The sequence below is a fragment of the Methylobacter sp. genome (genome assembly GCF_036845245.1).
GTDB lineage: Bacteria > Pseudomonadota > Gammaproteobacteria > Methylococcales > Methylomonadaceae > Methylobacter_A.
In genome coordinates, this window is the sequence record NZ_DAIUEH010000048.1 from 1 (window position 1) to 25,833 (window position 25,833).

A 25,833-nucleotide genomic window follows, 5' to 3' on the forward strand; every position below is an offset into this window, starting at 1 on the left:
TTCTTTATCCATTCCAGAATAATACGCCTTTTGGGGGGCGAGTGCGTAACATCAGCTGGTAAGTAACAACGCCTATTGATTGAGAGTGTTGTATTCCCTACCCTATAAGCACTTACACCCTATCATCCATTTTTTAGGATCAGAAGCAGTCTGATAAATCAATGTCGCAACAATCGAAAGACATCGATTTAACTATATAAACTTTAAATAGTACAATCAGCCTATTATCTGTAGAAATTTTGGAATAGCTTTCCTTCCTGCATAATTGCAAAGGCTGGCATTAATAAATAATTTGTCACGTGTCCGACATAATCATCAATGGAGCACTCTATGAATAACAATAAAGAAAATCGATCTGCCGGACGATACCCTACCTTTTGTACCGTCGAGCTTGATTCAGGTACGGGTGTAACACGCAACCTGAGCACTACTGGGGTTTGCTTTACTACGGATAATGCGATTGAGCCGAATTTAATGCTGCGCTGCTTCATTCTTATGCAAAAAATGGGCAGAAATATAACTCGTCTTCGTTGTGAAGGCAGAGTGGTACGCGCAAATAAATCCGCAGATGGTTGGGAGGTTGCCATTAGCTTCACGACATTAGAATGGTGATTGCAGAAAGCATGGCTTAGAATCAACAACTGAAAAATATATTTCCTATTAAATTAAGTAATTAGGTCGATCGCAATAAAAATCGCATTAATCAAATATCGATGCGACTATCATCTACCAAGTCGGGTATCAATGAGACAATAGCACTTTTAATAGCCGTCGCCGCAGTCCGCAGAACTTGCTGTTCGCTGTCGTTTAACTTGGGGTGCAAATGACGGATGATACCGCTACGCCCTATCACCACCGGAATGCTAAAGCAGTTGTCTTTAATGCCCATCCAATCGTCAAACCGGGTGGCAAGAGGCATGGTGCGGTATTCGTCGAAAACTACAGCTTCAATCACCATGCATGTCGCAGTGGCGATAGCATGATTGGTATAACCTTTGAGGCGGTAAACCTCAAAACCGGCTTCGGTTACCTGAGCGAATAACTGTCGATGAATGGGTGTATCGCCGAGAGGTTCCCCGCCCGCTTCCGCGCTACTTAAGATGGGCAATTGATTGGAGCCATGCTCACCCAAAATATAAGCCCTAAGATCGTCAGGATGAATATGCTCTTCTTGTGACAGTAAGGCACGAAATCGGGCTGAATCCACCAGCGTTCCAACCCCCAGCACCCGATTGGCAAGAAAACCGGATAATTTACAGGCTGCATATGTCATCACATCCACCGGATTGGTCACGACAACCAACACAGCATTCGGATTATTGGCAGCCAGCATCGGAATCAATTCCCTGAACAATAATGTATTTTTCTCTCCTAATTGGAGACGGGAAGTCAATACCGGCTCATCAGCCGCAATCGATGCGGTAATTACGACAATATCGGCGTCCTTTATCTGGTCATTAGAACTCCCCTCAATATGCATGGGCCGTGAGCAAAAAGCCAGCGTGTGCTGCAGGTCTAAAGCGTCTCCTTGAGCTTTTTCATGAGTGCGGCCGGCAATCACCAAATGATCGCAAACTTGTTTTATCACCAAGGCATAGGCAAGAGTCGAACCGACACGACCGGTTCCGATAATGGCAATTTTCATGAGCAGTTGGCCGTTTGTTTTTAATAAGACATTAATTTGATTGTAATGAGTTTAGCGATCTCATTTTAGACAAGACAGGCAATAATATCTTTGTCCGTTCTTTTTAATTGCTGATCACAGTAATTAAAAATATCGCCCAGTTTCGAATCTTAATTGCCATTATTAACCCTAACAAAGGAACCACATAAACAAAATACGTGACAATACATACTATTATTAAAGTTTTTAACCGTAGTAGCAGATTTTTTCAATCGATGTACGGGAATCAATAGTGTTGACCTAATTCGTCATTAATTCTCAAAGAATCTTAAAATAAAATAACTGAACTCTTCGATACGTACTATTACTCATACCGTTTTTTTAGAAACAACTAACCTTGTGCAATATATCATGACTGTGCTAATGTTTATTGTAACCTGCTAATTTATTGTAACTTTTAATTTACCAATACTTTTATTATATCCTTTGCATATAGATTATATTTCTTTACTGTCCATCAGACCCTGTGTCTGTTTATTTTAATGGATTTTACGAGGACTCATATGAATACAGATTTTCGGATTGGACTGATTAGTGATGACCCCTATCATCTGGGCTTATTAAAAGGATATTGCCATGCTCATCACTATAAAGTTTTTGAATCAACCGACGACAAGGAATCGATTAATACCATGATTCAGATACAACCCAATATAGTTATTCTTGCTGTGGGTCTGGCACAAGATCAAGACCAAAAAATTAACTTTGATTTGATTCGTGACATGAGCATTAATCATAAAATTCCGGTATGTTACTTACGTGATGTTAATAATATTGCCAATGTAGAAAAAGAAATAACTTGTTGGGTTGATGCAACGTTAGATGCCCCTCTTGATGTTAATCAATTAAACGATTATCTGCATAATAAATTCAAGTTCCATCGTGGCTTTATTCAAGAAAAGAGAAATTATGAGCGGCGAACCGCTAATGATCGCAGAGTATTAATGCTTGAACGGCAAAATGAAGCAGACTGCAACTATCAGCCGGATGATAAAAGCGTAGCGAATAATGATGACTGTTTTATCGTCGAACCGTTTCAAATTGATCAACGTTCAAAATCCGTGCTATTTAACGGTAAGCTATTGAATTTAACACGTAAAGAGTTTGAACTTTTCGAATTACTAGCGAAAGATATTGACCGCGTATTTATGACTCAGGAGATTATTAATCATCTCTGGCCTGAAAATAACCGGGCAACCAAATCAGATCTTTATCAATACATGCACCTGTTAAGAAAAAAAATTGAAGATGATCCGAATAACCCGCAGTGGATTTTGACTGTCAAAGGATTTGGATATAAGCTAAATGCGGCTGCGCCTACTAAAATGCATTAGCCAACTATTTGCGGCAGCGCTCCTGAGATAATGTCGATTTTTACCAGCAGACTCTGAAGAGGCTTTGTGAAGACACTTTATTACAGTCACCCGGATTTTCTTTTTCATGAAACCGGTATTGGGCACCCTGAATGCGCCGACCGACTCAGAAGTATAGAAAAAGCATTGTCGGCACCGGAATTCTCAGCGTTAATCAGGCAATCTCCGCCACTCGGTACAGAGCAGCAAGTCAGGCTGATTCATCCCCAATTTCATATTGATGCCATTCTTGAAGCTATCCCCGCACAAGGAGAATACCATTTAGATCATGATACGGTATTGTCGCCAGGATCAAGACAGGCCGCTTTTCGCGCGGTCGGTGCTGTTTGCGATGCAGTTGATAAGGTGTTGACGGGCCAAGCCGACAATGCTTTTTGTGCCATACGTCCACCGGGACATCATGCAGAACCCCATCAGGCGATGGGATTTTGCCTGTTTAACAATATAGCGATTGCGGCTAATTATGCGCTTCAGCATTATCAACTCGAACGGATTGCCATTGTTGACTTTGATGTCCACCATGGTAACGGCACGCAAGCGGCTTTTTACAATCAGCCTAGTGTGCTTTACGCTTCCAGTCACGAGATGCCGCATTATCCAGGTACCGGGCATCCTGCAGAAACCGGCGCCGGCAATATTATCAATGTGCCTTTGGCTGCGGGTGACTCCGGTATCAAATTCAGGCAAAAATATAACAATATTATTTTACCCGCCCTGAAAAAATTCAAACCTGATTTATTGCTGATTTCAGCCGGCTTCGATGCCCATAAAGACGATCCGTTAGCATCTATTATGTTGGTTGAAGATGATTTCAAATGGATCACTCTAGAGCTGATGGCCATTGCCGACAGCAGTTGCAAAGGCAGGATTATTTCAGCGTTAGAAGGCGGCTATAATCTTAAAGCGCTAGCTGCCAGTGTTGCTGCTCATGTTAAGGCATTAATGACCGGCTTGAATGGTTAATATTATCCCTGTTTCTTTTAATAGTTAATTTAAGGCGATATTGATTTTTGCATGGAGCATTTTGAGTAATCAATCCTTACATTAATTTGATAGATTTTATGATGAGCCAATAAAGTCTACATGCTCTACACAAAAGTAGTTAGACCCATAAGTCCGGTTTGTACTAAATTCATAACGAACAGCCTGCTGATTACGCTCAGGGGAACTTGTCGAGTATTAGTCGTCGTTAAGCTATTAATTTTGAAAAGCGTCTCAACTAAAATTAAATAATCACCAATCTATTTTTGCGTCGTCAACTCACATGGACTATAGTTAAATAGATACTTTCTAAAATCTCAGTATTTAGTACATGACTACGCAAAAGATCACTCCTCAGCTTGAAAAAACCGCCGGTATTGGTAACGAATTTCCTGCCGATTTACAAAAAATTATCGGTCAAGTTGAAAAGTTAACTGACATTGGCATTGCCCTTTCCTCCGAAAAAGATACTGCGCAATTATTGGAAAAAATTTTGCTGGGAGCAAAATCCATTACCAATGCAGATGGAGGAACAATATACCGGGTTGACGGTAATGCCATTAAAATAGAAATCATCCGTTCCGATAGTCTTGGCATTTTTTTAGGCGGAGGAGGAAATGCCATTAATATTCCAAATATTCCACTATACGGGGAAAACGGGGAGCCCAACCTTAAGAATGTCGTCTGTTATTCGTATCACAACAATAAAACCATCAACATTGATGATGCCTATGATGCCGCTAATTTCGACTTTACAGGCACCAAAGCATTCGACAAAAAAAACAACTACCGTTCAAAATCTTTCCTTTCCATTCCCTTGACTAATCACCAAGGTGAGATCATCGGCATCCTGCAACTGATTAATGCTATTGATCCTGAAACCAAAGAAATCATCAAGTTCGATTCAGTCTCTCAACGGTTTGCTGAAGCATTGGCCTCGCAAGCGGCAACGGTCTTAACAAAACAACAGCTTATTACCGACCTGGAAAACATGTTCGAGTCATTGGTCAAATTAATAGCGACTGCTGTTGATGAAAAGTCACCGTATACCGGCGGACATTGTCGTCGCGTCCCGGAATTAACCTTAATGCTGACAGAGGCGGCGCATGATACCGACCATGGTTATTTGCAGGATTTCAGGCTTACCGAGGCAGACCGTTACGAACTCACTATCGCAAGCTGGTTACACGACTGCGGCAAAATTATTACCCCCGAGTATGTCATTGACAAGGCGACGAAACTGGAAACGATTTTCGACCGCATTCATTTACTGGAAGCGCGCTTTGAAGTATTGAAACGCGACCGCGAAATAGCGCTGCTCAAACAACAACTTGCTGTACTTCAAAACAACACGACCGTGTCGCCTTTACTAGAACAATCTTACCAAGCTGATATTGAGCATTTAAATGATGATTTAGCGTTTATCCGTCTTTGCAATACCGGTGGCGAAGCCATGTCTAATGAAGACATTGCACGGCTTCAGTCGTTACAAAAGATTAGATGGTCATTAAACAATGTCGATGTGCCGTTATTAAGCGATGAAGAGGTTTACAATCTGAGCATATTCCGAGGCACGCTGACCTCGGAAGAGCGGAACATCATCAATAACCATATCAACGTTACCATTTCGATGCTGGAAGCCATTAAATTCCCCAAACACTTACAAAATGTTGTTGAGTATGCAGGCGGTCATCATGAGCGTATGGACGGCAAGGGCTATCCCAAAGGACTTAGTCGTGAACAAATGTCTATCCCTGCAAGAGCCATGGCAATAGCGGATGTATTCGAGGCACTGACCGCAAAAGACCGGCCTTACAAGCAAGGCAAAAAACTTTCTGAAGCATTATTTATCTTAAATAAGCTAAAAGAAGACAAGCACATCGATCCTGATTTGCATGATGCATTTATCGAACAAAAAATATATAAAAAATATGCTGAAAAATTTTTGGATGATTTCCAAATCGATACTGACTAAATAGATGCTATAAAAAATGGGTTAAAAAACCATCTTAATGGCTAGCTAGACATACTAACGTACAGAAAAAAGCTCGATCTACCAGACAAGGTCACCCCTTACTGTAGGATCAATCGCGCACCATTTTCCAAACACCATCCAAAATATGCGATGCGTATCTTAGACTAATCATTATCAACTTGGCTCCTTTGATGAAATTCAGTAATAAATGGCTTAAATCGTATCGTTTTCTAGCATGCGCTCTAATTACGCTATTTTTCATGGCACATACCGCACACTGGCTACATATTCCAACCCTGCAACGGATGGAAAATATTCTATATGACTTGCGCTTAAGGACAACAGCAGTCGACACAATCGATCCACGCATTGTCATTATCGATATAGACGAGGAAAGTCTCGCTAAAGAAGGCCGGTGGCCTTGGCGCAGGGATAAGCTGGCCTATCTGGTCGATATGCTGTTTGATTATTACAATATTAAGTTGTTGGGCTTCGACGTTGTTTTTTCCGAACCGGATACCAGTGGAGGCGTGGAATTATTGGAAAAACTGGCATCCGGTCCACTACAAAAAGATACCAATTTCTTATCGACGTTGGAAACAGTACGCCCGCAATTGTCTTACGATGACATGTTTGCCAAAAGCCTGGAAAATCGGCCTATCATTCTAGGTTATTTCGCCAGCCATAAAGTCGAAAAGACGCCGGAAGTGGGCGTGTTGCCCTCCCCTGTGGTGGCGGCAGAGGAATTGCCATTCAGCACATTACTGTTCAAGGAAAAAAGCTATGCCGCCAATCTGCCGAAACTGCAAACAGCGGCAATGTCCGGCGGTTTTTTTAACAATCCCAATGTCGATGAGGATGGCGTTTATCGAAGGCTGCCTTTATTAATCAATTACGATAACAAACTTTATGAAGCACTGTCACTGGCGCTATACAGAACCTTATTAGGCATGCCGGAGATTAAATTCCTTACCAGCGAAGGTTATGGCGAGAATAATATCGATAGTCGCCTGGAAGGCTTGGATATTGAAGGTTTCCAAATTCCGGTCGATCAAAGCAGCACTCTTTTGGTGCCTTATCGGGGACGGCAAGGAAGTTTTCCTTATATTTCAGCAACCGATGTGCTCAACGGTGTGGTGAGCCAAGAAAAATTAAAAGACAAAATTGTTATTGTCGGCACGTCGGCGGCCGGATTACTCGATTTAAGGGTAACCCCTGTACAAAACGTCTACCCTGGAGTGGAAGTACATGCCAATATTCTGAGCGGATTGCTCGATCAAACCATTAAATCCAGGCCCAGCATCATCATTGGCATTGAAACAGCTGAATTACTGTTGATCTGCCTGCTCAGCGTTTTTATATTTCCCCGCTTACCGGTATTTTTATCCGCCATCATGTTCAGCGCATTGCTTGTCGGCGGCATAGCACTCAATTTTTACTGTTGGGCAATTTGGAACATTGACACCATGTTGGCAACCCCTATCACCTTATTGACTGCGCTGTACGGTATCCAGATATTTTTCGGCTTTTTCTTCGAAAGCCGAAAGAAAAAACAAATGGGTAATATGTTCGGCCAATATATTCCGCCCGAATTGGTAGAGCAAATGAGCCAATCGGATGAAGAATTTTCATTAAAAGGAGAAAGCCGGGAAATGACCGTTTTATTTTCCGATGTCAGGGGCTTTACTACTATTTCCGAAGGCATGGAACCACAGGAATTGTGTGAGCTGATTAATGACATCTTAACGCCGGTAACCCGAGTCATACATGAACACAAAGGCACTATCGACAAATATATCGGCGATGCCATTATGGCTTTTTGGGGAGCGCCTATGCAGAATCCGCAGCATGCCAGCTATGCCGTAAATGCAGGTTTGGCGATCTTGCGAGCTTTAAAAACAATTCAGAAAGATTTTAAAGCTAAGGGTTGGCCGGAAGTTGATATAGGCATAGGCCTTAATACCGGAAAAATGAGTGTGGGCAATATGGGTTCGCAATTTCGCATTGCTTACACAATAATGGGCGATGCAGTTAATTTAGGTTCGCGCTTGGAAGGACTGACCAAACAATACGGCGTAAAAATGATTGTCAGCGAGAGTACCCTTCAGGCGGCTCCGGAGTTTACTTACCGCGAACTCGACAAAGTACGCGTCAAGGGCAAGCATAAACCCATTACCATTTATGAGCCCTTGGGTGTGACAGAAGACATCAGTCCCGAGCAATTACAGATTCTCGATTTATTGAACCAAGGCCTGCACGGCTATAGAAAGCAGCAGTGGACCGACGCACAAAGCATTTTTCAGCAGTTATCAGAGCAAAATCCCCATGACAAACTATATTCAATTTATCTCGAACGAATAGCCTACTATCTTGAATCACCGCCGGAAATTGATTGGGATGGAGCATTTACCCATACCAGTAAGTAACCGCTTTAAATAACTGGCTCACATTCCCACTACTTTAGATATGCAGGTATAGGTATAACTACAGATATAAATGCTAAAATATATTTGTTAATCATTAAATCTGTAGGGTGGATAAATGGCGCGCATCCAGCGGATTGGCAAGTGAAAATATTAAAGTGGATTAATTACCATGAAACCCAACCGTAAAAAACAGCCGGCGCGACACCCGTCATTATTTGACTCAAGCTTACCTCTGCGCCGTGTACTCAATCTGGCTATTTTAGCCGCACTTTATCCTTCTTTCTCATACGCCAACCCGGACGGAGCGCAAATCGTCAGCGGGCAAGTCAGCATCGATACCGCTACGCCGGGTGTGACCACTGTCACCAACAGCCCCAATGCGATCATCAACTGGCAAAATTTCAGCATCGCCCAAAACGAACTTACCCAATTCATCCAGCAAAATGGCCAAAGCGCGGTGCTCAACCGCATTATCGGGCAGAACCCCAGTGAAATCCTGGGGCAATTGGCCTCCAACGGCAAAGTCTTTCTAATCAACCCTAACGGCATCGTGTTTGGCGCGGGCTCAACCATTGATACTCAAGGCCTGATTGCCTCAAGCCTTAACCTGAGCGATCAGGATTTTCAAAATGGCAACTACCATTTTATGGCCGGTTCCAGCGCTGGAAATATTCTTAATGAAGGCATCATTCGAGCAGGAAAAGACGGTAATATTGTTCTTATTGCCCCGCATATAGAAAACAATGGAATTATCAAAAGCGAGGGTGGTTCCATAACATTGGCGGCGGGACAAGAACTGACCATCACCAGCTTGGATAGTCCGGATATTCGTTTTCAAATCCAGGCACCTGCTGACAGTGTACTTAATCTGGGTAAGCTATTAACCGAAGGCGGTGCAATTAATGTATTTGCAGGAACTATCAAACACAGTGGTGAAATCAATGCCGACAGTGTAGAGGTGGACGCACAGGGTAATATTCGATTGGTCGCACAGCAGGATATAACGTTAGCATCGGGCAGTAAAATATCGGCCAATAATAGCCAAGTCGATGCGGGAACGATACATATAGAAAGTAAAACAGGGACAACCTTGGCGCAAGGTGCAATAGAAGCCCAAGCAACTCAAGCCGGCAAAGGCGGTAAGATAGAATTGCTCGGTGAGCGAGTCGGTGTACTCGATCAAGCAAAAATTGACGCTAGCGGCCAAAACGGTGGCGGCCAAGTTTTAGTAGGTGGCGATTATCACGGTGACAATCCATCTACTAAAAACGCCAAGCGCACTGTCTTCTCTAACGGAGCAGATATTAAGGCGGACGCAGTTAAAAATGGCGATGGCGGCAAAGTCGTTGTTTGGGCTGACGAGCAAACTAAAGCGTATGGCGCTATTTCAGCAAAAGGCGGCGCCCAATCAGGCAATGGCGGTTTTGTAGAAACTTCCGGTAGACAGGCACTTGATTTTCATGCCAAAGTCAATGTCAATGCCTATAAGGGCAAGGGCGGCACCCTACTTCTTGATCCGGCCACAATTACCTTGGTCGGCGGCAGCGGAGACGGGGCAACCGACGGTTACTCAACGTTCCAGGGCTCGTCAACCGACGGAACAGTTCTTTTTTCCGACACTGGTATATCCAATATCTACCAATCTGAGTTGGAAGGGTTAGCATCTGGAACTAATATTGTTCTTGAAGCAGCTGATTATATTAACGCAACCGGTTCATTCTCCAATTTGGTGACTTTGGCATCAAATGTCAATCTCACCATGAGAACACGGAATTCATCGACCGATGGAAGCGAATTAAAAGGTATAAATCTGGTTGGAAGCACCGACTCGTCAAACCTGGAGTTCAAGACCCAAGGCACAGGCTCAATCTCGCTGCAAACAGGAACAGGCACTAGTCCGCAATTTGCGACTATAGACGTCGGGAAACTGACCACGGCTGGAGGTCAAGTGTCTGTCAATGCCAGCGGTAATGTCGTCCTTCGGGCGGTTACTACAACACCCGGAAGCGGTAATGGCGGGAATATCGATATAACTTCAGGCGGTTACATGTCGCTCGGAGGCGGAAATATCGATGCCCGTGGAAATACAGCCGCCGCTGGTAACGTCACCCTCAATTCTGGCGGTGCAATCAACATTCAAACCAACAAGACCATCTACGCCGATCAGCTCAAAATGATTGCTGTGGGGGGTATTACTGATGGCCAGGGTACTCCAGGCCCCGTCAGAACACATATTAATGCACTGAATGCGCTCAATTCCGGATCGGGAAGCATCAAAATCACCAACGACGGCACTAACTTCTCTATCTCCGATATTGGCAGTACCGGCTACGGCGTAAAAAATATGGCTACAGGTCAAGGAATCTATCTAACGAACGTAAGTAGCAGAACTATCGGAGTCAATAAAAGCATCACCAGTTCAGGTGGCGCTGTGGAAATCACCGGCCCGGCCGGGGTAAGCTTTGTGGCTTCAGAACCCGTGTCAAGCAATGGCGGCAATATTGCTATTTCCGCCACGGGTGCCAGCGCGCAAATCAATATGCCGGCCAGTTCCCAGATCAGCAGCGCCGGCGGCAATATCCAATTGACCGCTGACGGCATGTCTTTTACCGGCAGTAGCATCAACGCAGGTAGCGGCTCAGTTACACTGCTTCCTGGCAACATAGGAACAATCATCGAATTAGGACAAGGTGCAACAGATGCCTCGGGCGTCATCAATGCGCGAATCCTCGGCTTGACCGAAGCCGAACTCAGGACAATCACTACCAGCAACCTTTTGACTGTCGGTGGAAGTTCATTGACCGGAAATATGGGCGTTATGGGGCAGCTCGATTTGACATCCGGGTCCGGCTTGACTGGGACATTATTGTTGAATGCCGGTAATGCCAATATTACGATAAGCGAGTCTCTCAGCGCGCCCGCTACTCTGGCTCTCACCACGAACGGAGGCACGATCAGCCAGCATGAAAACAAAACTATTTCTGCGACCGCATTAAAAGCAATGGGCGGTATCGTTACACTGGATCAGGCTGCCAACCCGGTCGGTGTTATAGCGGGTTCTGCAACAAGCGGTAATTTCAAGTATCGCTCCTCCAACTTGGTGAGTGTCTCTACAGTAGACGGCCAAAACGGTCTCAGCGTCAACGATGGCAACATCCTGCTTCAATCGGACCATGCTTCCGGCATCAATCAATCGAGCCCGATTTCGACTACCGGCGCACTGGCATTGAAAGCTATCGGTCCGGTTAATTTACCCAACTCAGGCAATAACATAAGCCAACTCGCTGCTGACCTGAATCCAGGATCAAGCGGATCGGGTTCCTTTTTTGTTTATAGCGCATCGAATATGAACGTGGGCGGTCCATTTTTTGGAATTAGCGGGATCCGTACCAATAATCAAGATATCGAAATAAACACCGGTACCGGCTCGACCTTAACAATCAGTAACCCGATTGCAGCCGGTACTGCAAACGTAGACTTACGCGCTGATACATTGGCATTAACCAGTACGGTTACCGCCTCGGATGTCGGCTTGACTCCCTATACTTCAGGCAGGGCGATTACGCTCGGGTCAGCGACATGCCAGTCCAGCCCTTGTTTAACACTAACCGACTTGTACAGAATATCGGCTTCGGCTATTGGTATCGGCACTGACAATGCGGCCCGCGCGCCGGGTGCTATCTATGTAGCAGGCATCACCTCCGGCAACAGCTCGGTCACAGATTTCAACGCTAGCTCCACACGTATCGGTTTGTTATCCGGAGCAGGGATTACACAAGGTGGCACCATCAATGTGCGGGATCTCGGTATTAAGGCCGCCGGCACAGTGAATCTGCCTTTAGCCAATACCGTCACCAATCTTGCCGCAAAAACCAATGGTCAAAACTTTACCTTTAATAATGGGCAGGATTTCAGTATCGCACAATTGAGCGGCGGTATTGCACCACACGATTACAATATAAGCGGCATTAATACATGCCCAACATCAGGCACCTGTGGTGATGTTACGCTTACTAGCACCGGTACAATTACCCCAAGCACATCATTGAATGCAAATATTTTCACTCTTGGCTCAGGAACCTGGAGTCAAGTTAATGCCAGCTTGCCCACCTTTTCCGCTACAGATTTCCGCATCAGCGGTGGGACCTTTATTCGCGCTCTCGGAGGAGACGGCAGCAGCGACAGCCCTTACCAACTCTCTGATGTTTATGGTTTGCAAGGGATCGGTAGTACCGGAATGCTTAATAACTATTACACCTTAAGCAACAATATTCTTGCTGGCGGCACCAGCGCCTGGAACAGTGCTGAAGGTTTCTTGCCTATCAGTGTTTTTACCGGCACTTTTAACGGCCAAGGGCATACTATTTCCGGCCTTAATATCAACCGGCCCTCAACTTCCAATATTGGTCTTTTTGGAAATACCGGCTCGGGAAGTACAGTTAAGAATGTCGGTCTCACGGGCGCCAGCATCACCGGCTATTCCGATGTCGGCGGATTAGTTGGTTCGAATGACGGCAACATAAAAAAAAGCTATGTGACTGGTGTGGTTACAGGCAATAACCTGGAAATCGGAGGACTGGTCGGACTTAACAACGGAGGCATAGACGCAAGCTATGTTTCGGCTATGACAGTCTATGGCCAGACCGCTTCAACCTCCAACGACGACGATATTGGCGGCTTGGTAGGCCTTAACAACGGTACCATCATCTACTCCAGCAGTGCCGGAACAGTTATAGGCGTTGGTGATGTCGGCGGACTAGTTGGACATAATAGCGGCACTCTTCTTGATCAGTCCTATAGCACTATGACTGTGACCAGCGATTTCAGTGTATATAACGACGGAACCGGCGGCCTCGTTGGTTGGAACTCGGGGCCTATCACCAACTCCTACGCCACCGGGGCAGTTTCAGCCGGAAATTACTCCCAAGGCGTAGGTGGATTGGTCGGAACTAATTACTCATCAATTACAAATTCTTATAGTACCGGATCAGTAACCTCCGGCATTCATTCTCAGTATGTCGGCGGCTTGGTAGGACTTAATAACGGAACGGTAACTGAGAGCTTTTGGGACACTCAAAGTTCATCGCAACCAACCATCGGTATTGGCAGCGACACTACTAGCGGCGCTACCGGACTGACCACAACTAATATGGAAACCCTGTCGAACTTCGTCAATTGGAATTTCAGTACTATATGGCGCATGTACGAAGGTTATACAGCACCGTTACTTAAGAGCCTCCTCAAGCCTATAAGCATTACCGCCAGCAGCGCCAATAAAACTTATGATGGTTTGGCTTATAGTGGCGGCAATGGAGTAACGTACTCAATTGCCGAAGCCACTCTCCTCGGTATTTTTTCCTATAGTGGCTCTGCGCAAGGTGCCATCAACGCAGGTAGCTATTCCATCACGCCTTCCGGCCTCTATTCCAGCCAACAAGGCTATGACATTAGCTATACCAGTGGCTCCTTAACCATTAATCCCGCCGTATTAAGTATCACGGCGAACAGTCTCAGCAAAACCTACGGTGACATCGACCCGGTGCTGACTTACAACGCCTCGGGTTTTGTCAACGGAGAATCGTCTTCGGTGTTGACCGGCGCGCTGACACGGGCAGCCGGTGAAACCGTTGCCGGCGGCCCCTATGCCATTCATCAAGGCAGCCTGAGCGGCAGCAATTACAACATCAACTATACCGGCGCCACCTTTACGATTAACCCCGCCGTTTTATCGATCACCGCCAACAACCTCAGCAAAACTTATGGCGATGTGAATCCCACACTGACAGCCAGCGTGACCGGATTAAAATACGACGATACCAGCCTGATCATCACCGGACTCAGCACCACGGCCGACCGTAGCTCCGGAGTAGGCAGTTACGTGATTAACGCATCGGCAGCCAGCGCGGGCACTAACTACACGATTACTAGCGCGACAAACGGAAACTTAACCATTAATCCCGCCGTATTAAGTATCACGGCGAACAGTCTCAGCAAAACCTACGGTGACATCGACCCGGTGCTGACTTACAACGCCTCGGGTTTTGTCAACGGAGAATCGTCTTCGGTGTTGACCGGCGCGCTGACACGGGCAGCCGGTGAAACCGTTGCCGGCGGCCCCTATGCCATTCATCAAGGCAGCCTGAGCGGCAGCAATTACAACATCAACTATACCGGCGCGATGTTTACCATTACTCCCGCACAGCTCCTTAGTGTTAAGGCAGATAATGCCATACGGGTTTATGGCGACGCCAACCCTGTTTTTACCGGCAGCTTTATATCGGGTGGGCTGGTCAAGGGTGACACACTGAGCTCCATCGGGCTAACCTACTCTACATTGGCAAATCCCTTCGCCAATGTAGGTATTTACGCGATCACACCGAAAATTACCAGCAGTAACTACACTTTTGTCGGTATAGACGGCCAACTTTCCGTTACTCCTCGCCCCTTAGACGTTACAGCTATTGCCGCCAACAAAACCTACGGTGAACCAGATCCAATGTTTACTTATACCGCCACAGGTTTTGTCAACGGAGAGCCCGCTTCAGTATTGACAGGCATATTGGCACGAACAGCCGGTGAAACTGTCGCTGAAGGTCCCTATACTATTAATCAAGGCAGCCTGTCGGCCAATAGCAATTACAGCATCAGTTACAGCGGCAGTATACTGACCATCAATCCAGCTCTGTTGACCATCACGGCTGACAACCTGAGCAAAACCTATGGTGACTCTGACCCAGTGTTTACTTACATTGCCACGGGTTTTGTCAATGGGGAATCGTCTTCGGTATTGACCGGTGCACTGACACGAGACGCCGGTGAAACTGTCGCTGGTGGCCCTTATGACATTCATCAAGGTAGCTTGGCCAACAGCAATTACAGCATCAGCTATATTGATGCTGATTTTACTATTAATCTTCCTCCAACCGAGAAGGTTAGTGGTACCGTAACCGAATCCATAGAAAAAGTTACTGCTGTGGTAGTGGGTACAACGACTCAGCAGGGGCAGCCATCATCCCTTGGGTCGGAAAGCAATAATAGCAATGAAAGTACCGGAAACTCTGGAAGTACTGTAAGCACTAACGGATCTTCAGACTCCAAAACAGGAAAAGGCAAAAACGCTAAAGAGTGCACTAAATGATAATCCATTCATTCTCTTCCTGTAGAACCACCTTGCCTCTTCAACTAGCTCAGCGCGTTAAAAGTTATGGCTTATGGGTATGTTTATTAATTGTTGCGTTGCCCGTCTATGCGGCCCCCCAAGTCGTTGGACATATCAGTTTTGTAAAAGGCAGTAATGCCGCCCAACAACCAGGGGCGGCACCTCGAATTCTGGGTAAAGATACCGAGATTTTTCAGGGCGACAACATACAGACTACCGAGCGCAGCTTCGTAATTGTCGAATTTACCGATGGCTCTAAAGTTACTGTACGCCCAAACAGTAACTTTAGTATTGATCATTTTGACAGCCAATCTGCCAATAAAACTGCACAATTGACATTATATGAGGGCGGAGTTAATGCCAGTACCGGTGATATCGCCAAAGGTAATCCTGAAAACTTTCAAATAAAAACGCCTACAGCCACTATTAAACCCAACTCCGAAAAATCGGAGTTTTCTGTAGGTATTTGTGACAAGGATTGCGAAGAAAGAGGAAAAAAAGAAGCTGCTGCCAATGCGGTAAGAACCGAGCAAAGCATAGTCGCTCGCGTAGTTGACATTAAAGGTATGGTAAGCGCCATAAACCGCGCCGATAAAAATGCAAAAGAACGCCCTTTGTCGCTGGGTAAATCCTTATATAACTCAGACTCCGTTTCTAGTGAAAAGGATAGTTATGCGCTTCTTGTATTTCCTGACGGTCAAAAAATTACACTGAAAGCCGACAGCGAAATGGAGATTAAACAATATAATTATCAGATTAAAGATAAAAAAGACCAGGTTTTACTGCGCTTAGCAACCGGTGGACTGCGAGCGCTAACCGGCAGTATCGGCAAAAATGATCATAGTGCCTATTCCTTGGACACACCAGTCGCTACTATCGGTATAAGAGGCTCAGGCGCCGACACAGATACAGACGGATCGAATCTTAGCCAATCGACTTGGAAAGATGCAACCTTTGTAAAAACTAAGGATAATGTAGAATATGATGTGCCGGAGGGGCAAACCCTCTCCATGCCCAATCCAGATGCAACGCCGGAGATATACACCACACCACCGTCTGTCACTAAGCCCAATGATCCCCCCAGACCGGATAGTGATAAATCTGACCCCAAGAAAGTGTTTGAGGAAAAGCCTCCTGCAAAAGGAGATACATCGGTTAATGTGACCAAAGGCGGAGCTACCATTGATTCCACCTCTAATACAGGCACCACAACCGTAAATGAAGGTGAAACTGGATCTACAGGCTCAGATGGAAAAACAACGACATCAAGCAGTCAATCAGGTGCTGGCACGACTCCCGGCAATAATCCGTCAGGCAACACAGGTTCATTTGACGGCGGTGCTGATAACTCACTCGATGGTTGTTAATGTGGAGGCGTTACCCTGCAACGTCTCCATCTGCTGATGCTGGAATATTTCGGCTAAACAACGTAAAAATTCATGAAAAAACAACAAAAAATGAATAAAAGAATTCATTGCCTTACTACTTGCTTGATCAGGTCGGCCTTAGTCACTGCCAGCTTGTACCTAACCCCTCAGGCGCTTTGTTTAGCCGCTGCGCCGCAGGAATTCAAGTTTAATGTTAACCGTTTTTCGGTTGAGGGTTTGTCGCCACTTTCTCAAACCTTCATTGACGACTACTTTAAACCATTACAAAACCGGTTATATACGCTTAAAGAGCTGCAGGAAGTCAGCAGGGCACTTGAGCTGATTATTCGTGAACAGGGCTATCCGTTTTATCGAGTTATAGTGCCGCCACAAACGCTAGGTACAGGCGATGTAAAATTGCAAGTTATCTCCTTTACCTTGGGCGAGATCGACGTGACCGGTAATAATTACTTTACCCGGAACAATATCATTGCCAGTTTACCCGTCCTTACTAAGCCTGAATCGCCTAATACCCAGGACTTGGCCGAAGCAATTAAAGTGGCCAATAAACATCCGTCAAAACAAGTCCAAGTCACCTTTAAATCCAGTCAAACGCCCGACAAACTGGATGCCAATATTACCGTATCCGAACGCCGCCCTTATCAAGCGTCTTTAATTGCCAATAATTACGGCACACCCAGTTCAGGCGATTACCGCTTGACTGGCGCACTGCAATACAGCAACCTGTGGGGATTGGATCATATCCTAAACGGTAGTTACTCGACCTCCCCTGATCACGCCGATAGCGTGCAACAATACGGTGCCAGTTACAGTCTGCCCATCTACCAACTTAAAGGCTGGCTGAGCGCCTATTACGCCAACTCCTCGGTGAATACCGGCACTGTGGCCACTGATCTAACGGTGACCGGGTCGGGGGAAATGTATGGCATCCATTATCAACAGTTTTTGCCCAAGCTCGGGAAATACGAACATAGCCTGGATGTCGGCATCGATAATCGCTACTTCATCAATGATATTCAATTTCAAAATACGCAGGTCGGCTCCAATGTCCGCAGTGCGCCGTTCAGCATCCTTTACAAAGGCGAATATCCGTGGCAAAACACCCATACCGGCTATTACGTACAGTGGGTAGGCAATACCGACTTCGGCGGACATAATACCCAGGCGCATTATCAAACGGCCCGCCTGAATGCCAAGCAAAACTGGGATTTAATCCGCTACGGCAGTAATTTTTCGGTCTATGTTAAAGACTGGCTGGTACAAACCAGCCTGACCGGACAACAGAGTCATAATCCGCTGATCGCCGGAGAACAACTCGGCCTTGGCGGCAGCTTCGATGTCAGAGGTTATGAGCAACGGGAAACCGGTGCGGATAGTGGCGAAATAGTAAAATTCGAACTAACCACGCCTGCTTGGCAAAAAATCAACCTGTTTGCCTTTTATGATTATGGCCATGGCCGCCTGCAAAGCACGTCGCCGGGACAAACCAAGGACTGGAATCTGAGCGGTACGGGAATCGGGGCGCGCTATCAATGGCGTGACTACTTCATGGGCAATATTGCTTTCGCCACCGCGTTGGACACCGTTGCAAACGGAACTACTCAAGCCGGCAACAATCGCATCCATGCCAATATTGTCTTTAAGTATTGATGATGGAACCTCGCACTACCACTGCCGGTTAAGATAGCCTCCTGATCAAACGCACCAGAAGCTTGCAATGCGGCACTCGCCAAACTACCCACCCAACTTACAATGGCTGAGTGGATCGATAGCATAATGTCCCAAACGTGACAGCATCAAAATTAACTGGGCTTTGGCTTTTAAAACACAGGTCTAAACCAGCCAATCAGCCATCTTTCATATAACACGCCATTAAATATAGATTGCTAAATGATGTTGGGTTTTTTATCATCAAAACAGTGTTGACTTACCCAGAGTGAGTACCTTGTTTCTATTTTTTAGCAGCTATTCAGGTGAACGGACGATGAACTCATTTAAATTGATCAACTTAGCCCTCGCGGTCAAATACGAGCCTAAAGGCTGCCGCTCCTTTGCAGCACCTACTTTTGATGATGCCATATCGTCGCACTCACGCCCTTTACTATATCCCTGTAGGAATTTTCTTGGTTTCTTCGACTAAAAAACATGCATCAGCTCACCCCTTACATCATTGTAATTGGGCAGGTTCATCCAAATGATGCCGCACTGCGCATTAAACAGCTCACTCTCTCCGCCGCTACGTTATTGGGTTACACAGAGAAAGAACTCATAGGTCGGCCAGTTGACCTTATCTACGCTGCCGGAAACGACAAGGCGTTGTGGCAGGCAGCCCTTGCCGGGATAGTTGACAAAAATACCGCTACCTACAGGGATGTAGGCAAAGAAAGTGAACTGGGAGCGCCAAGCTTTGCCGGTGAGATAGTTACCAAGACAAATAACAAAATCCAGGTATCAGTCTCGCTTTCAATCTTATCCGGCACAACGCCCAATAGCACCGATATCGTTTTATTGATTCAGGACAAGCCTATCCTGAGCGAAGTCGAAAGGGCCGCCAAAGACTTTAATATAGAATCGGCATTCACCGAAAGCGAAGAACGTTTTCGACAGCTGGCGGAAATGGCCGGTGAATGGTTATGGGAACAGGATCCTAATGGATACTATAGCTATAGCAGTGCTGCTGTTAGCCAAATACTGGGTTATAGACCGGATGAAGTACTTGGCAAGCACTATACCGAATTCTTGACACCTCAGGATAAAGAAGGACAGAAGCGATACACAACCAGTCATCAGCCTTTTTATGCATTATTGTCTCACTATCGGCACAAAGACGGCCGCCGGATATTGACCGAATCGACCGGATTACCCATTATCAACGCCGCTGGAAAATTACTTAAATGGCGAGGGGTCGATCGGGATATTACCGCCAGAATACATTTCCAGGATGCGCTCATCGAAAGTGAAAAACGTACCCGCCTTATTATTGAAAGCTCCTTGAGCGCTATCGTGATTATGAACTCTTACGGTATTGTTACCGATTGGAATCACCCGGCAGAAAGAATGTTCGGCTGGACTAAGGATGAAGCCATCGGCCAGCATCTTAATGAGTTGATTATTCCACCTGCACAACGCGATGCGCATCGACAAGGATTGAAACGCTTTTTACGCACCGGTTCCGGCCCGTTATTGAACCGGTTGATTGAGCAAACCGCTATTCGCCGCGACGGCACTGAATTCCCGGTTGAACTTAGCATCTCACCATTAAAGCTGGGCGATGCTTATATATTCAGCGGCTTTATCCACGACATCACCGAGCGTAAGCGCTTGGAGCATCGCTTCCGGCAAGCTGTGGAATCGGCGCCCAATGCGATTGTTATGATAAACAAGTCGGGGAATATTGAGATGGTCAATTCGCAAACAGAGACATTTTTTGGTTACCTACGCTCTGAATTAATTGGGCAACCGGTAGAAATATTAGTGCCCAAGCGCTTTCGTCGCGCGCATTTCGGTTTTCGCCAAGCCTATCTCGCCGCCCCTGTATCCAGGCCTATGGGAGCGGGTCAAGACCTCTACGGATTACGCAAAGACGGAACTGAATTTCCGGTTGAAATAGGCCTCAGCCTGATCGATAGCAAAGAAGAAACGCTGATACTGAGCACCATCGTAGACATTACCACACGAAAAGCTACCGAAGCGGCAATTCGCCAAGCGCAGATCAATCTGGCCATTGCTCAAAGTGAAATCAAGATTGCCCAACGCATTCAGGCATCTCTCTCGCCTTCGGCCCCCATCAAGTCCAATCATTTTGAAATCACTGGTTATTGCTTACCGGCCGACCAAGTCGGCGGCGATTATTTTGATTATTTTTATCGCAATGAAGACTATTTGGACATGATTATTGCCGATGTTTCCGGTCATTCAATCGGCCCCGCCCTATTTATGGTGGAGACCCGTAGCGCCATTCGAACGCAGGCAAATATCTCGGCTACGCCCGCAGAAACGCTCAAAGTACTCAATAATTTTCTTTTTGAGGATCTGGATAAATCAGACTATTTCATTACCCTGTTTTATTTGCAATACAACATTACCAATCACCAACTGAGCTTTGCCAATGCGGGCCATCCCCCTCCGTTGTTACTCAATTCTTCCCACACGGAATGCAGGCAACTGGACGCAGACGGATTAATACTGGGTGTAAACAAAAATGTGATTTTTGAAGAAAAAACCACCACGCTATCTGAAGGCGAGCTAATCCTGCTGTATACCGACGGCTTGACCGAAGCGGAAAATGCCAATGGCGAGTTCTTCGGACTAAAGCGCGTCAATGACTTTCTTATTCAACACGCCCAATATCCCCCGCAGGTCATTATTGAAATATTGCTGGAACAGCTAAAACAATTTTGCCGCAGTGAGTCTTTTAACGATGATATTACTTTAATGATCTTTAAGCGGCATTAGTAGTTTATGAAATGACCGTCTTTGTTAACAGTGTTTAGAAATAGCTTGAAAAACCTAACAATAAACCACCTGCAAACACCCCCGCCAACACATCATCCAGCATAATCCCCAGACCGCCATGCACTTGCCGGTCAATCCACTTAATCGGCCACGGTTTGAGTATGTCGAAGAACCTGAACAAGATAAAACCCAACGCTATAGCCTGCCAGCTGAAAGGAACCAGCCATAGGGTTATCAGGTAACCGGCAATCTCATCCCAAACGATGCCGCCGAAATCATGTTCATCCAGCTTTTTAGCGGCTATATCGCAAATCCAGATTCCGGCAACCGTTACAATCAACGTCAACAGGCTATAAACGAACAAATTGGCTTGTGCAAATAGCCAATAAACCGGGATAGCCGCCAATGTACCAAAGGTGCCGGGAGCTTTTTTTGCCAGACCGGAACCGAAACCGAAAGCCAGAAACAGAATGGGGTCGGACAGTATCTGCTTGGGTGTCAGCTTATTTTTACCCAATTGGGTATTAAGAAAAATGCTCAAAGCCTTTTACCTCTAATGGTTGGATGTGGCCCGATTTATTCAAACGCAAACCAGGCTGGGACTCAATGATGCCGATTTTGGTAGCCGCTATGGTCAACTGCCCGGCTCGCTCTGGGCTTACGGTAAAACACAGCTCGTAGTCGTCCCCTGCAGTCAACGGCATAGACCAGTCGCCGGTATCGTTTATGTAAGCTTGCACCGCTTTTGACAATGGCAACGCGTCCCAATCAAGGCAAGCGCCTACATGGCTTTGCTCAAGAATATGACCCAGATCACCGGCCAAACCGTCCGATAAGTCGATACAAGCATTGGCAATACCGAGTAAGCCCTGCCCTGCTTCTATTTGCGGCTCCGGACGGTTAAATCGAGTCAAAGCCGCCTCGGGATCAGTACAAACATAACCTTGATTTATTTTTAAACCCAGCCCCGCATCGCCCAAATAGCCGGTCATATAAATAAGATCGCCGGGGCGAGCTGCTGAGCGCCTCAGCCCCCGACCTTTCGGCACTAAACCCAAGGCCTGAACGGTCAAAGTCAAAGGACCGGAAGTTGTATCGCCGCCAATCAAATCCACTGAATACCGTTCAGCCAAATTTAAAAAACCTTTGGCAAAAGCAGTCAGCCAGTTTTCATCAACGCTAGGCAGGGTTAATGCCAGTGTCACTGAAACCGGTTTTGCACCCATCGCGGCAAGATCGCTCAAATTAACAGCCAGCAATTTATGTCCCAACAGTTCCGGGTCGGTTCCGGCAAAAAAATGCACATTTTCCACCATGGTATCGGTGGTCACGGCCAATTCATAACCATCCGGAATAGATAGCAACGCGCAATCATCGCCTATGCCCAAACGCGTTGATGGATTTGTGACCCGCTGCTGGGTGAAAAAACGCTGGATTAGGGTAAATTCAGAGAGTGGCATCGTTGTGGCAGACATCATTCCCACGCTCCAGCGTGGAATGCAGTTAGTAACGTTCTCGGCAACGCTGGAGCGTGGGAACTATAAATAATCAACAAACTTCGCCAACCACTTACAGAAACAGAATCACTTCGTGTTCATCGTGTCTTCGTAGTGAGCTGAGAGCTTTCGAGCTATTTACCTTGCGCCTTAGTCTTAATTTCCATCGTTCTTTTTTGCTGCGCGACCTTATCCAGTATGCCGTTAACATACTTATGACTACCGTCTGCGCCAAAATACTTGGCGAGATTAATACTTTCATTCAAAACAACCCGGTACGGCATATCCAATCGATGCAACAACTCGTACGCACCGATTCTTAAAATCGCCCTTTCAACCGGATCAATCGTATCAACAGGACGATCTACAAATTCCGACAACGCTTTATCGATCGCATCCAGATTTTTAGGCACGCCGTAAAACAGCTCGACAAAATAACTTTTCTGAGCGTCTTTCAAGCGCTCTTCTTCCAGAAACTGCCGTTCAATCTCACTCAGGTTCTGACCGGCCATCTGCCATTGATACAATGCCTGTACAGCCGCTTTTCGGGCATTGGTTCTAGCTTGACTCATCAGATTTCCAGGTTATTAAACAAACTTACCATTTCAATAGCGGACAGTGCCGCTTCCGCGCCCTTATTGCCGGCTTTGGTACCGGCACGTTCTATCGCCTGCTCAATACTGTCAACGGTTAAAACGCCAAAACTGACCGGCACATTATATTGCAAAGAAACTTGCGCCAAGCCTTTAACGCACTCACCGGCGACATATTCAAAATGCGGCGTACCGCCGCGAATCACTGCGCCTAATGCGATAATCGCGTCGTATTTTTTAGCCGCCGCCACGCGTTGCACGACCATCGGCAGCTCAAAAGCACCGGGAGCCTTAACCAGGTGAATGTCGGCTTTATTAGCCCCGTGGCGCACCAGCGCGTCAATCGCACCGGCTTCTAATTGCTCAACAATGAAACTGTTAAACCGGGAGGCTACGATGCAGAATTTTCCGCCTTGAACGAGTAAATTCCCTTCAAAGGTTTTTAATGTGGACATGATGTTTCTCTACTGTGTGATTAACTTATTATGTTGTCGGGCTAACTTATTCAGCCCACATGCTCGGCGACTTCCAAATCAAATCCGGACAATGCGACATACTTTTTCTGGGTACCTAAAACCTTTAGTTTGTGTACTCCCAAATCGGCCAGTATTCTGGCGCCGGTGCCGGTGGTGCGCCAATCTACAGCGCCGATAGCCTGTGCTGCACTGACAATGCCGTGATCTTCCAATTGGTAATGGTGTATCAGTTCCGCCAGCGATTTATTGTCCTCGCTTTGCCGGATAACGACCAATACTCCGCGCCCTGCTTCAGCTATTTTTTGCATGGCCGTACGCAATGGAACGCTGCAATCGCTACGCTTGGATGAAAACAGATCATCCAGCAAATTCCGCGCATGAACCCTGACTAAAACAGGCTCTTCTCCGGAAACATGGCCCATAACCAGCGCCAAGTGCAGGTTATTGTCATTCCTGTCCTGATAAGCATAAAGCCTGAACTCGCCGAATTCGGTAGGATAAGCGCACTCGCTGATGCGTTCCAGAGTATTTTCATGCTGAATACGGTAATGGATTAAATCGGCGATAGTGCCGATTTTAAGGTCATGCTGCTTGGCGAATATCTCCAGATCAGGCCTTCTTGCCATTGAACCGTCTTCATTGAGTATCTCAACGATAACAGCCGCCGGTTCGACGCCTGCAAGCTTGGCTAAATCGCAACCGGCTTCGGTATGCCCGGCACGATTTAATACCCCGCCGGATTGCGCCATTAACGGGAAGATATGTCCCGGCTGCACCAGGTCATCGGCCCTGGCATCCGCTGCTACCGCGCATTGAATGGTCCGCGCCCGGTCCGCTGCCGAAATGCCGGTTGTGACGCCGGTTGCCGCTTCGATAGACACGGTAAAGTTGGTTGAATGGGCGGTTTTGTTCTCATTGACCATCAACGGTAAACGTAATTGCTGGCAACGCTCGCCGGTCAAGGTCAAACAAATCAAGCCTCGACCGTAACGCGCCATAAAATTAACATCCTCGGGGCGAGTGAATGAAGCCGCCATGACCAGATCGCCTTCGTTTTCACGGTCTTCATCATCCATAATGATGACCATTTTGCCTAAGCGTAAATCTTCTATAATTTCTTCGATTGTATTCATTTTACCTTTAGGCTGTTAGCCGAAAAAACCGCTTTTTTGCAATAGTTCTTCTGTGACGCCGCCGCAACTTTTAGCCGCCGCATCACCCTTGATTAAACGCTCCAGATAGCGGGCCAGCAAATCCACTTCCAGATTGACTTTAGTTCCGACCGTCGCGTCACCCAACGTAGTCTCTTTGAGTGTGTGCGGCACAATATTGACGCTGAACACGGCGCCATCGACTTCATTGACGGTCAAGCTGATGCCGTTGATGCAAATGGAACCTTTTTCTGCAATATATTTAGCCAGATTATCAGGGGCTTTAAATTTAAACCGGAACGAACGGCCGTCCGCTTTTTTTTCAGTTACCGCACCGATACCATCGACATGACCGCTGACGATATGCCCGCCCAGCCGGGTTGTCGGTGTTAACGCCAGCTCCAGATTGACCGGTGTGCCCACGGTTGCAGTATTTAAGATAGTTCTGGACAAGGTTTCATTCGAAACATCGGCGCAAAAATAATCTTTGCCCAGCTCCACTGCAGTCAGGCACACGCCGTTGACGGCAATGCTGTCGCCAAGCACGACATCATGTAACGATAATTTTCCGGTTGCTATGGTTAAGCGGCAATCGCCGGCTTTCTGTTCGATCGCTGATATTTTGCCCACTGCCAAGATGATGCCTGTAAACATGGATGGCCTATATTTAGTTGTA

16 protein-coding genes are annotated in these 25,833 nt (G+C 46.4%); 9 read left to right on the plus strand and 7 right to left on the minus strand.

Annotation, left to right across the window (positions count from 1 at the left end; all coding sequences use genetic code 11):
• Positions 1-330: 330 nt before the first annotated feature.
• Entirely contained in the window at positions 331-612 is a 282-nt protein-coding gene (locus V7051_RS18715; protein WP_333877602.1) for a PilZ domain-containing protein, read from the plus strand.
• A gap of 91 nt (positions 613-703) precedes the next feature.
• On the opposite strand, the gene V7051_RS18720 is transcribed toward V7051_RS18715, so the two are convergent.
• On the minus strand, positions 704-1,645 hold the full coding sequence (locus V7051_RS18720) for a malate dehydrogenase (protein ID WP_333877603.1): 942 nt from the start codon (positions 1,643-1,645) through the stop codon (positions 704-706).
• A gap of 542 nt (positions 1,646-2,187) precedes the next feature.
• On the opposite strand from V7051_RS18720, the gene V7051_RS18725 reads away from it, so the two are divergent.
• From V7051_RS18725 to V7051_RS18760, 8 genes are all read left to right on the plus strand, one after another.
• Positions 2,188-3,018, plus strand: coding sequence for a DNA-binding response regulator (locus V7051_RS18725; protein WP_333877605.1), 831 nt, complete (start codon positions 2,188-2,190; stop codon positions 3,016-3,018).
• A 66-nt stretch (positions 3,019-3,084) separates the two neighbouring features.
• Complete coding sequence (locus tag V7051_RS18730) at positions 3,085-4,020, plus strand: histone deacetylase family protein (protein ID WP_333877607.1); 936 nt, start codon at positions 3,085-3,087, stop codon at positions 4,018-4,020.
• A gap of 349 nt (positions 4,021-4,369) precedes the next feature.
• Complete coding sequence (locus V7051_RS18735; protein ID WP_333877609.1) at positions 4,370-6,013, plus strand: HD domain-containing phosphohydrolase; 1,644 nt, start codon at positions 4,370-4,372, stop codon at positions 6,011-6,013.
• 260 nt (positions 6,014-6,273) lie between these two features.
• A complete protein-coding gene (locus V7051_RS18740; protein ID WP_333877611.1) occupies positions 6,274-8,439 on the plus strand; it encodes a CHASE2 domain-containing protein in 2,166 nt (721 codons plus the stop codon).
• A gap of 169 nt (positions 8,440-8,608) precedes the next feature.
• Positions 8,609-15,577, plus strand: coding sequence for an MBG domain-containing protein (locus V7051_RS18745; protein ID WP_334168764.1), 6,969 nt, complete (start codon positions 8,609-8,611; stop codon positions 15,575-15,577).
• The gene (locus tag V7051_RS18750) at positions 15,574-16,965 is read left to right on the plus strand and encodes a FecR family protein (RefSeq protein ID WP_333877616.1); all 1,392 of its coding nucleotides are present in this window, start codon (positions 15,574-15,576) and stop codon (positions 16,963-16,965) included. Before V7051_RS18745 ends, V7051_RS18750 begins: the two co-directional genes overlap by 4 nt.
• A gap of 72 nt (positions 16,966-17,037) precedes the next feature.
• On the plus strand, positions 17,038-18,636 hold the full coding sequence (locus tag V7051_RS18755; protein WP_333877618.1) for a ShlB/FhaC/HecB family hemolysin secretion/activation protein: 1,599 nt from the start codon (positions 17,038-17,040) through the stop codon (positions 18,634-18,636).
• A gap of 495 nt (positions 18,637-19,131) precedes the next feature.
• Positions 19,132-21,441: a SpoIIE family protein phosphatase gene (locus V7051_RS18760; RefSeq protein ID WP_333877619.1), complete on the plus strand. Its 2,310-nt coding sequence runs from the start codon at positions 19,132-19,134 to the stop codon at positions 21,439-21,441.
• Positions 21,442-21,475: 34 nt separating this feature from the next.
• On the opposite strand, the gene V7051_RS18765 is transcribed toward V7051_RS18760, so the two are convergent.
• The 6 genes from V7051_RS18765 to V7051_RS18790 form a co-directional block, all read right to left on the minus strand.
• On the minus strand, positions 21,476-21,982 hold the full coding sequence (locus tag V7051_RS18765; RefSeq protein WP_333877621.1) for a phosphatidylglycerophosphatase A family protein: 507 nt from the start codon (positions 21,980-21,982) through the stop codon (positions 21,476-21,478).
• On the minus strand, positions 21,966-22,901 hold the full coding sequence (gene thiL / locus V7051_RS18770) for a thiamine-phosphate kinase (RefSeq protein WP_333877658.1): 936 nt from the start codon (positions 22,899-22,901) through the stop codon (positions 21,966-21,968). The genes V7051_RS18765 and thiL overlap by 17 nt, the downstream gene beginning before the upstream one ends.
• Before the next feature lie 170 nt (positions 22,902-23,071).
• Positions 23,072-23,509, minus strand: coding sequence for a transcription antitermination factor NusB (gene nusB, locus V7051_RS18775; RefSeq protein ID WP_333877622.1), 438 nt, complete (start codon positions 23,507-23,509; stop codon positions 23,072-23,074).
• The gene (gene ribH, locus V7051_RS18780) at positions 23,509-23,985 is read right to left on the minus strand and encodes a 6,7-dimethyl-8-ribityllumazine synthase (RefSeq protein WP_333877624.1); all 477 of its coding nucleotides are present in this window, start codon (positions 23,983-23,985) and stop codon (positions 23,509-23,511) included. The genes nusB and ribH overlap by 1 nt, the downstream gene beginning before the upstream one ends.
• Before the next feature lie 50 nt (positions 23,986-24,035).
• The gene (gene ribBA / locus V7051_RS18785) at positions 24,036-25,139 is read right to left on the minus strand and encodes a bifunctional 3,4-dihydroxy-2-butanone-4-phosphate synthase/GTP cyclohydrolase II (RefSeq protein WP_333877626.1); all 1,104 of its coding nucleotides are present in this window, start codon (positions 25,137-25,139) and stop codon (positions 24,036-24,038) included.
• A 15-nt stretch (positions 25,140-25,154) separates the two neighbouring features.
• Complete coding sequence (locus V7051_RS18790) at positions 25,155-25,811, minus strand: riboflavin synthase (protein WP_333877628.1); 657 nt, start codon at positions 25,809-25,811, stop codon at positions 25,155-25,157.
• Between the last annotated feature and the right edge of the window lie 22 nt (positions 25,812-25,833).

What these genes read in the sequence shown, in the direction of transcription:
- V7051_RS18745 (WP_334168764.1), top strand. Translation starts at nt 8,609, where the DNA reads ATGAAACCCAACCGTAAAAAACAGCCGGCGCGACACCCGTCATTATTT.
- V7051_RS18720 (WP_333877603.1), bottom strand. Translation starts at nt 1,645, where the DNA reads ATGAAAATTGCCATTATCGGAACCGGTCGTGTCGGTTCGACTCTTGCC.
- nusB (WP_333877622.1), bottom strand. Translation starts at nt 23,509, where the DNA reads ATGAGTCAAGCTAGAACCAATGCCCGAAAAGCGGCTGTACAGGCATTG.
- ribH (WP_333877624.1), bottom strand. Translation starts at nt 23,985, where the DNA reads ATGTCCACATTAAAAACCTTTGAAGGGAATTTACTCGTTCAAGGCGGA.
- V7051_RS18790 (WP_333877628.1), bottom strand. Translation starts at nt 25,811, where the DNA reads ATGTTTACAGGCATCATCTTGGCAGTGGGCAAAATATCAGCGATCGAA.
- V7051_RS18725 (WP_333877605.1), top strand. Translation starts at nt 2,188, where the DNA reads ATGAATACAGATTTTCGGATTGGACTGATTAGTGATGACCCCTATCAT.
- V7051_RS18755 (WP_333877618.1), top strand. Translation starts at nt 17,038, where the DNA reads ATGAAAAAACAACAAAAAATGAATAAAAGAATTCATTGCCTTACTACT.
- V7051_RS18760 (WP_333877619.1), top strand. Translation starts at nt 19,132, where the DNA reads ATGCATCAGCTCACCCCTTACATCATTGTAATTGGGCAGGTTCATCCA.
- V7051_RS18715 (WP_333877602.1), top strand. Translation starts at nt 331, where the DNA reads ATGAATAACAATAAAGAAAATCGATCTGCCGGACGATACCCTACCTTT.
- V7051_RS18740 (WP_333877611.1), top strand. Translation starts at nt 6,274, where the DNA reads ATGGCACATACCGCACACTGGCTACATATTCCAACCCTGCAACGGATG.
- V7051_RS18735 (WP_333877609.1), top strand. Translation starts at nt 4,370, where the DNA reads ATGACTACGCAAAAGATCACTCCTCAGCTTGAAAAAACCGCCGGTATT.
- V7051_RS18750 (WP_333877616.1), top strand. Translation starts at nt 15,574, where the DNA reads ATGATAATCCATTCATTCTCTTCCTGTAGAACCACCTTGCCTCTTCAA.
- ribBA (WP_333877626.1), bottom strand. Translation starts at nt 25,139, where the DNA reads ATGAATACAATCGAAGAAATTATAGAAGATTTACGCTTAGGCAAAATG.
- thiL (WP_333877658.1), bottom strand. Translation starts at nt 22,901, where the DNA reads ATGCCACTCTCTGAATTTACCCTAATCCAGCGTTTTTTCACCCAGCAG.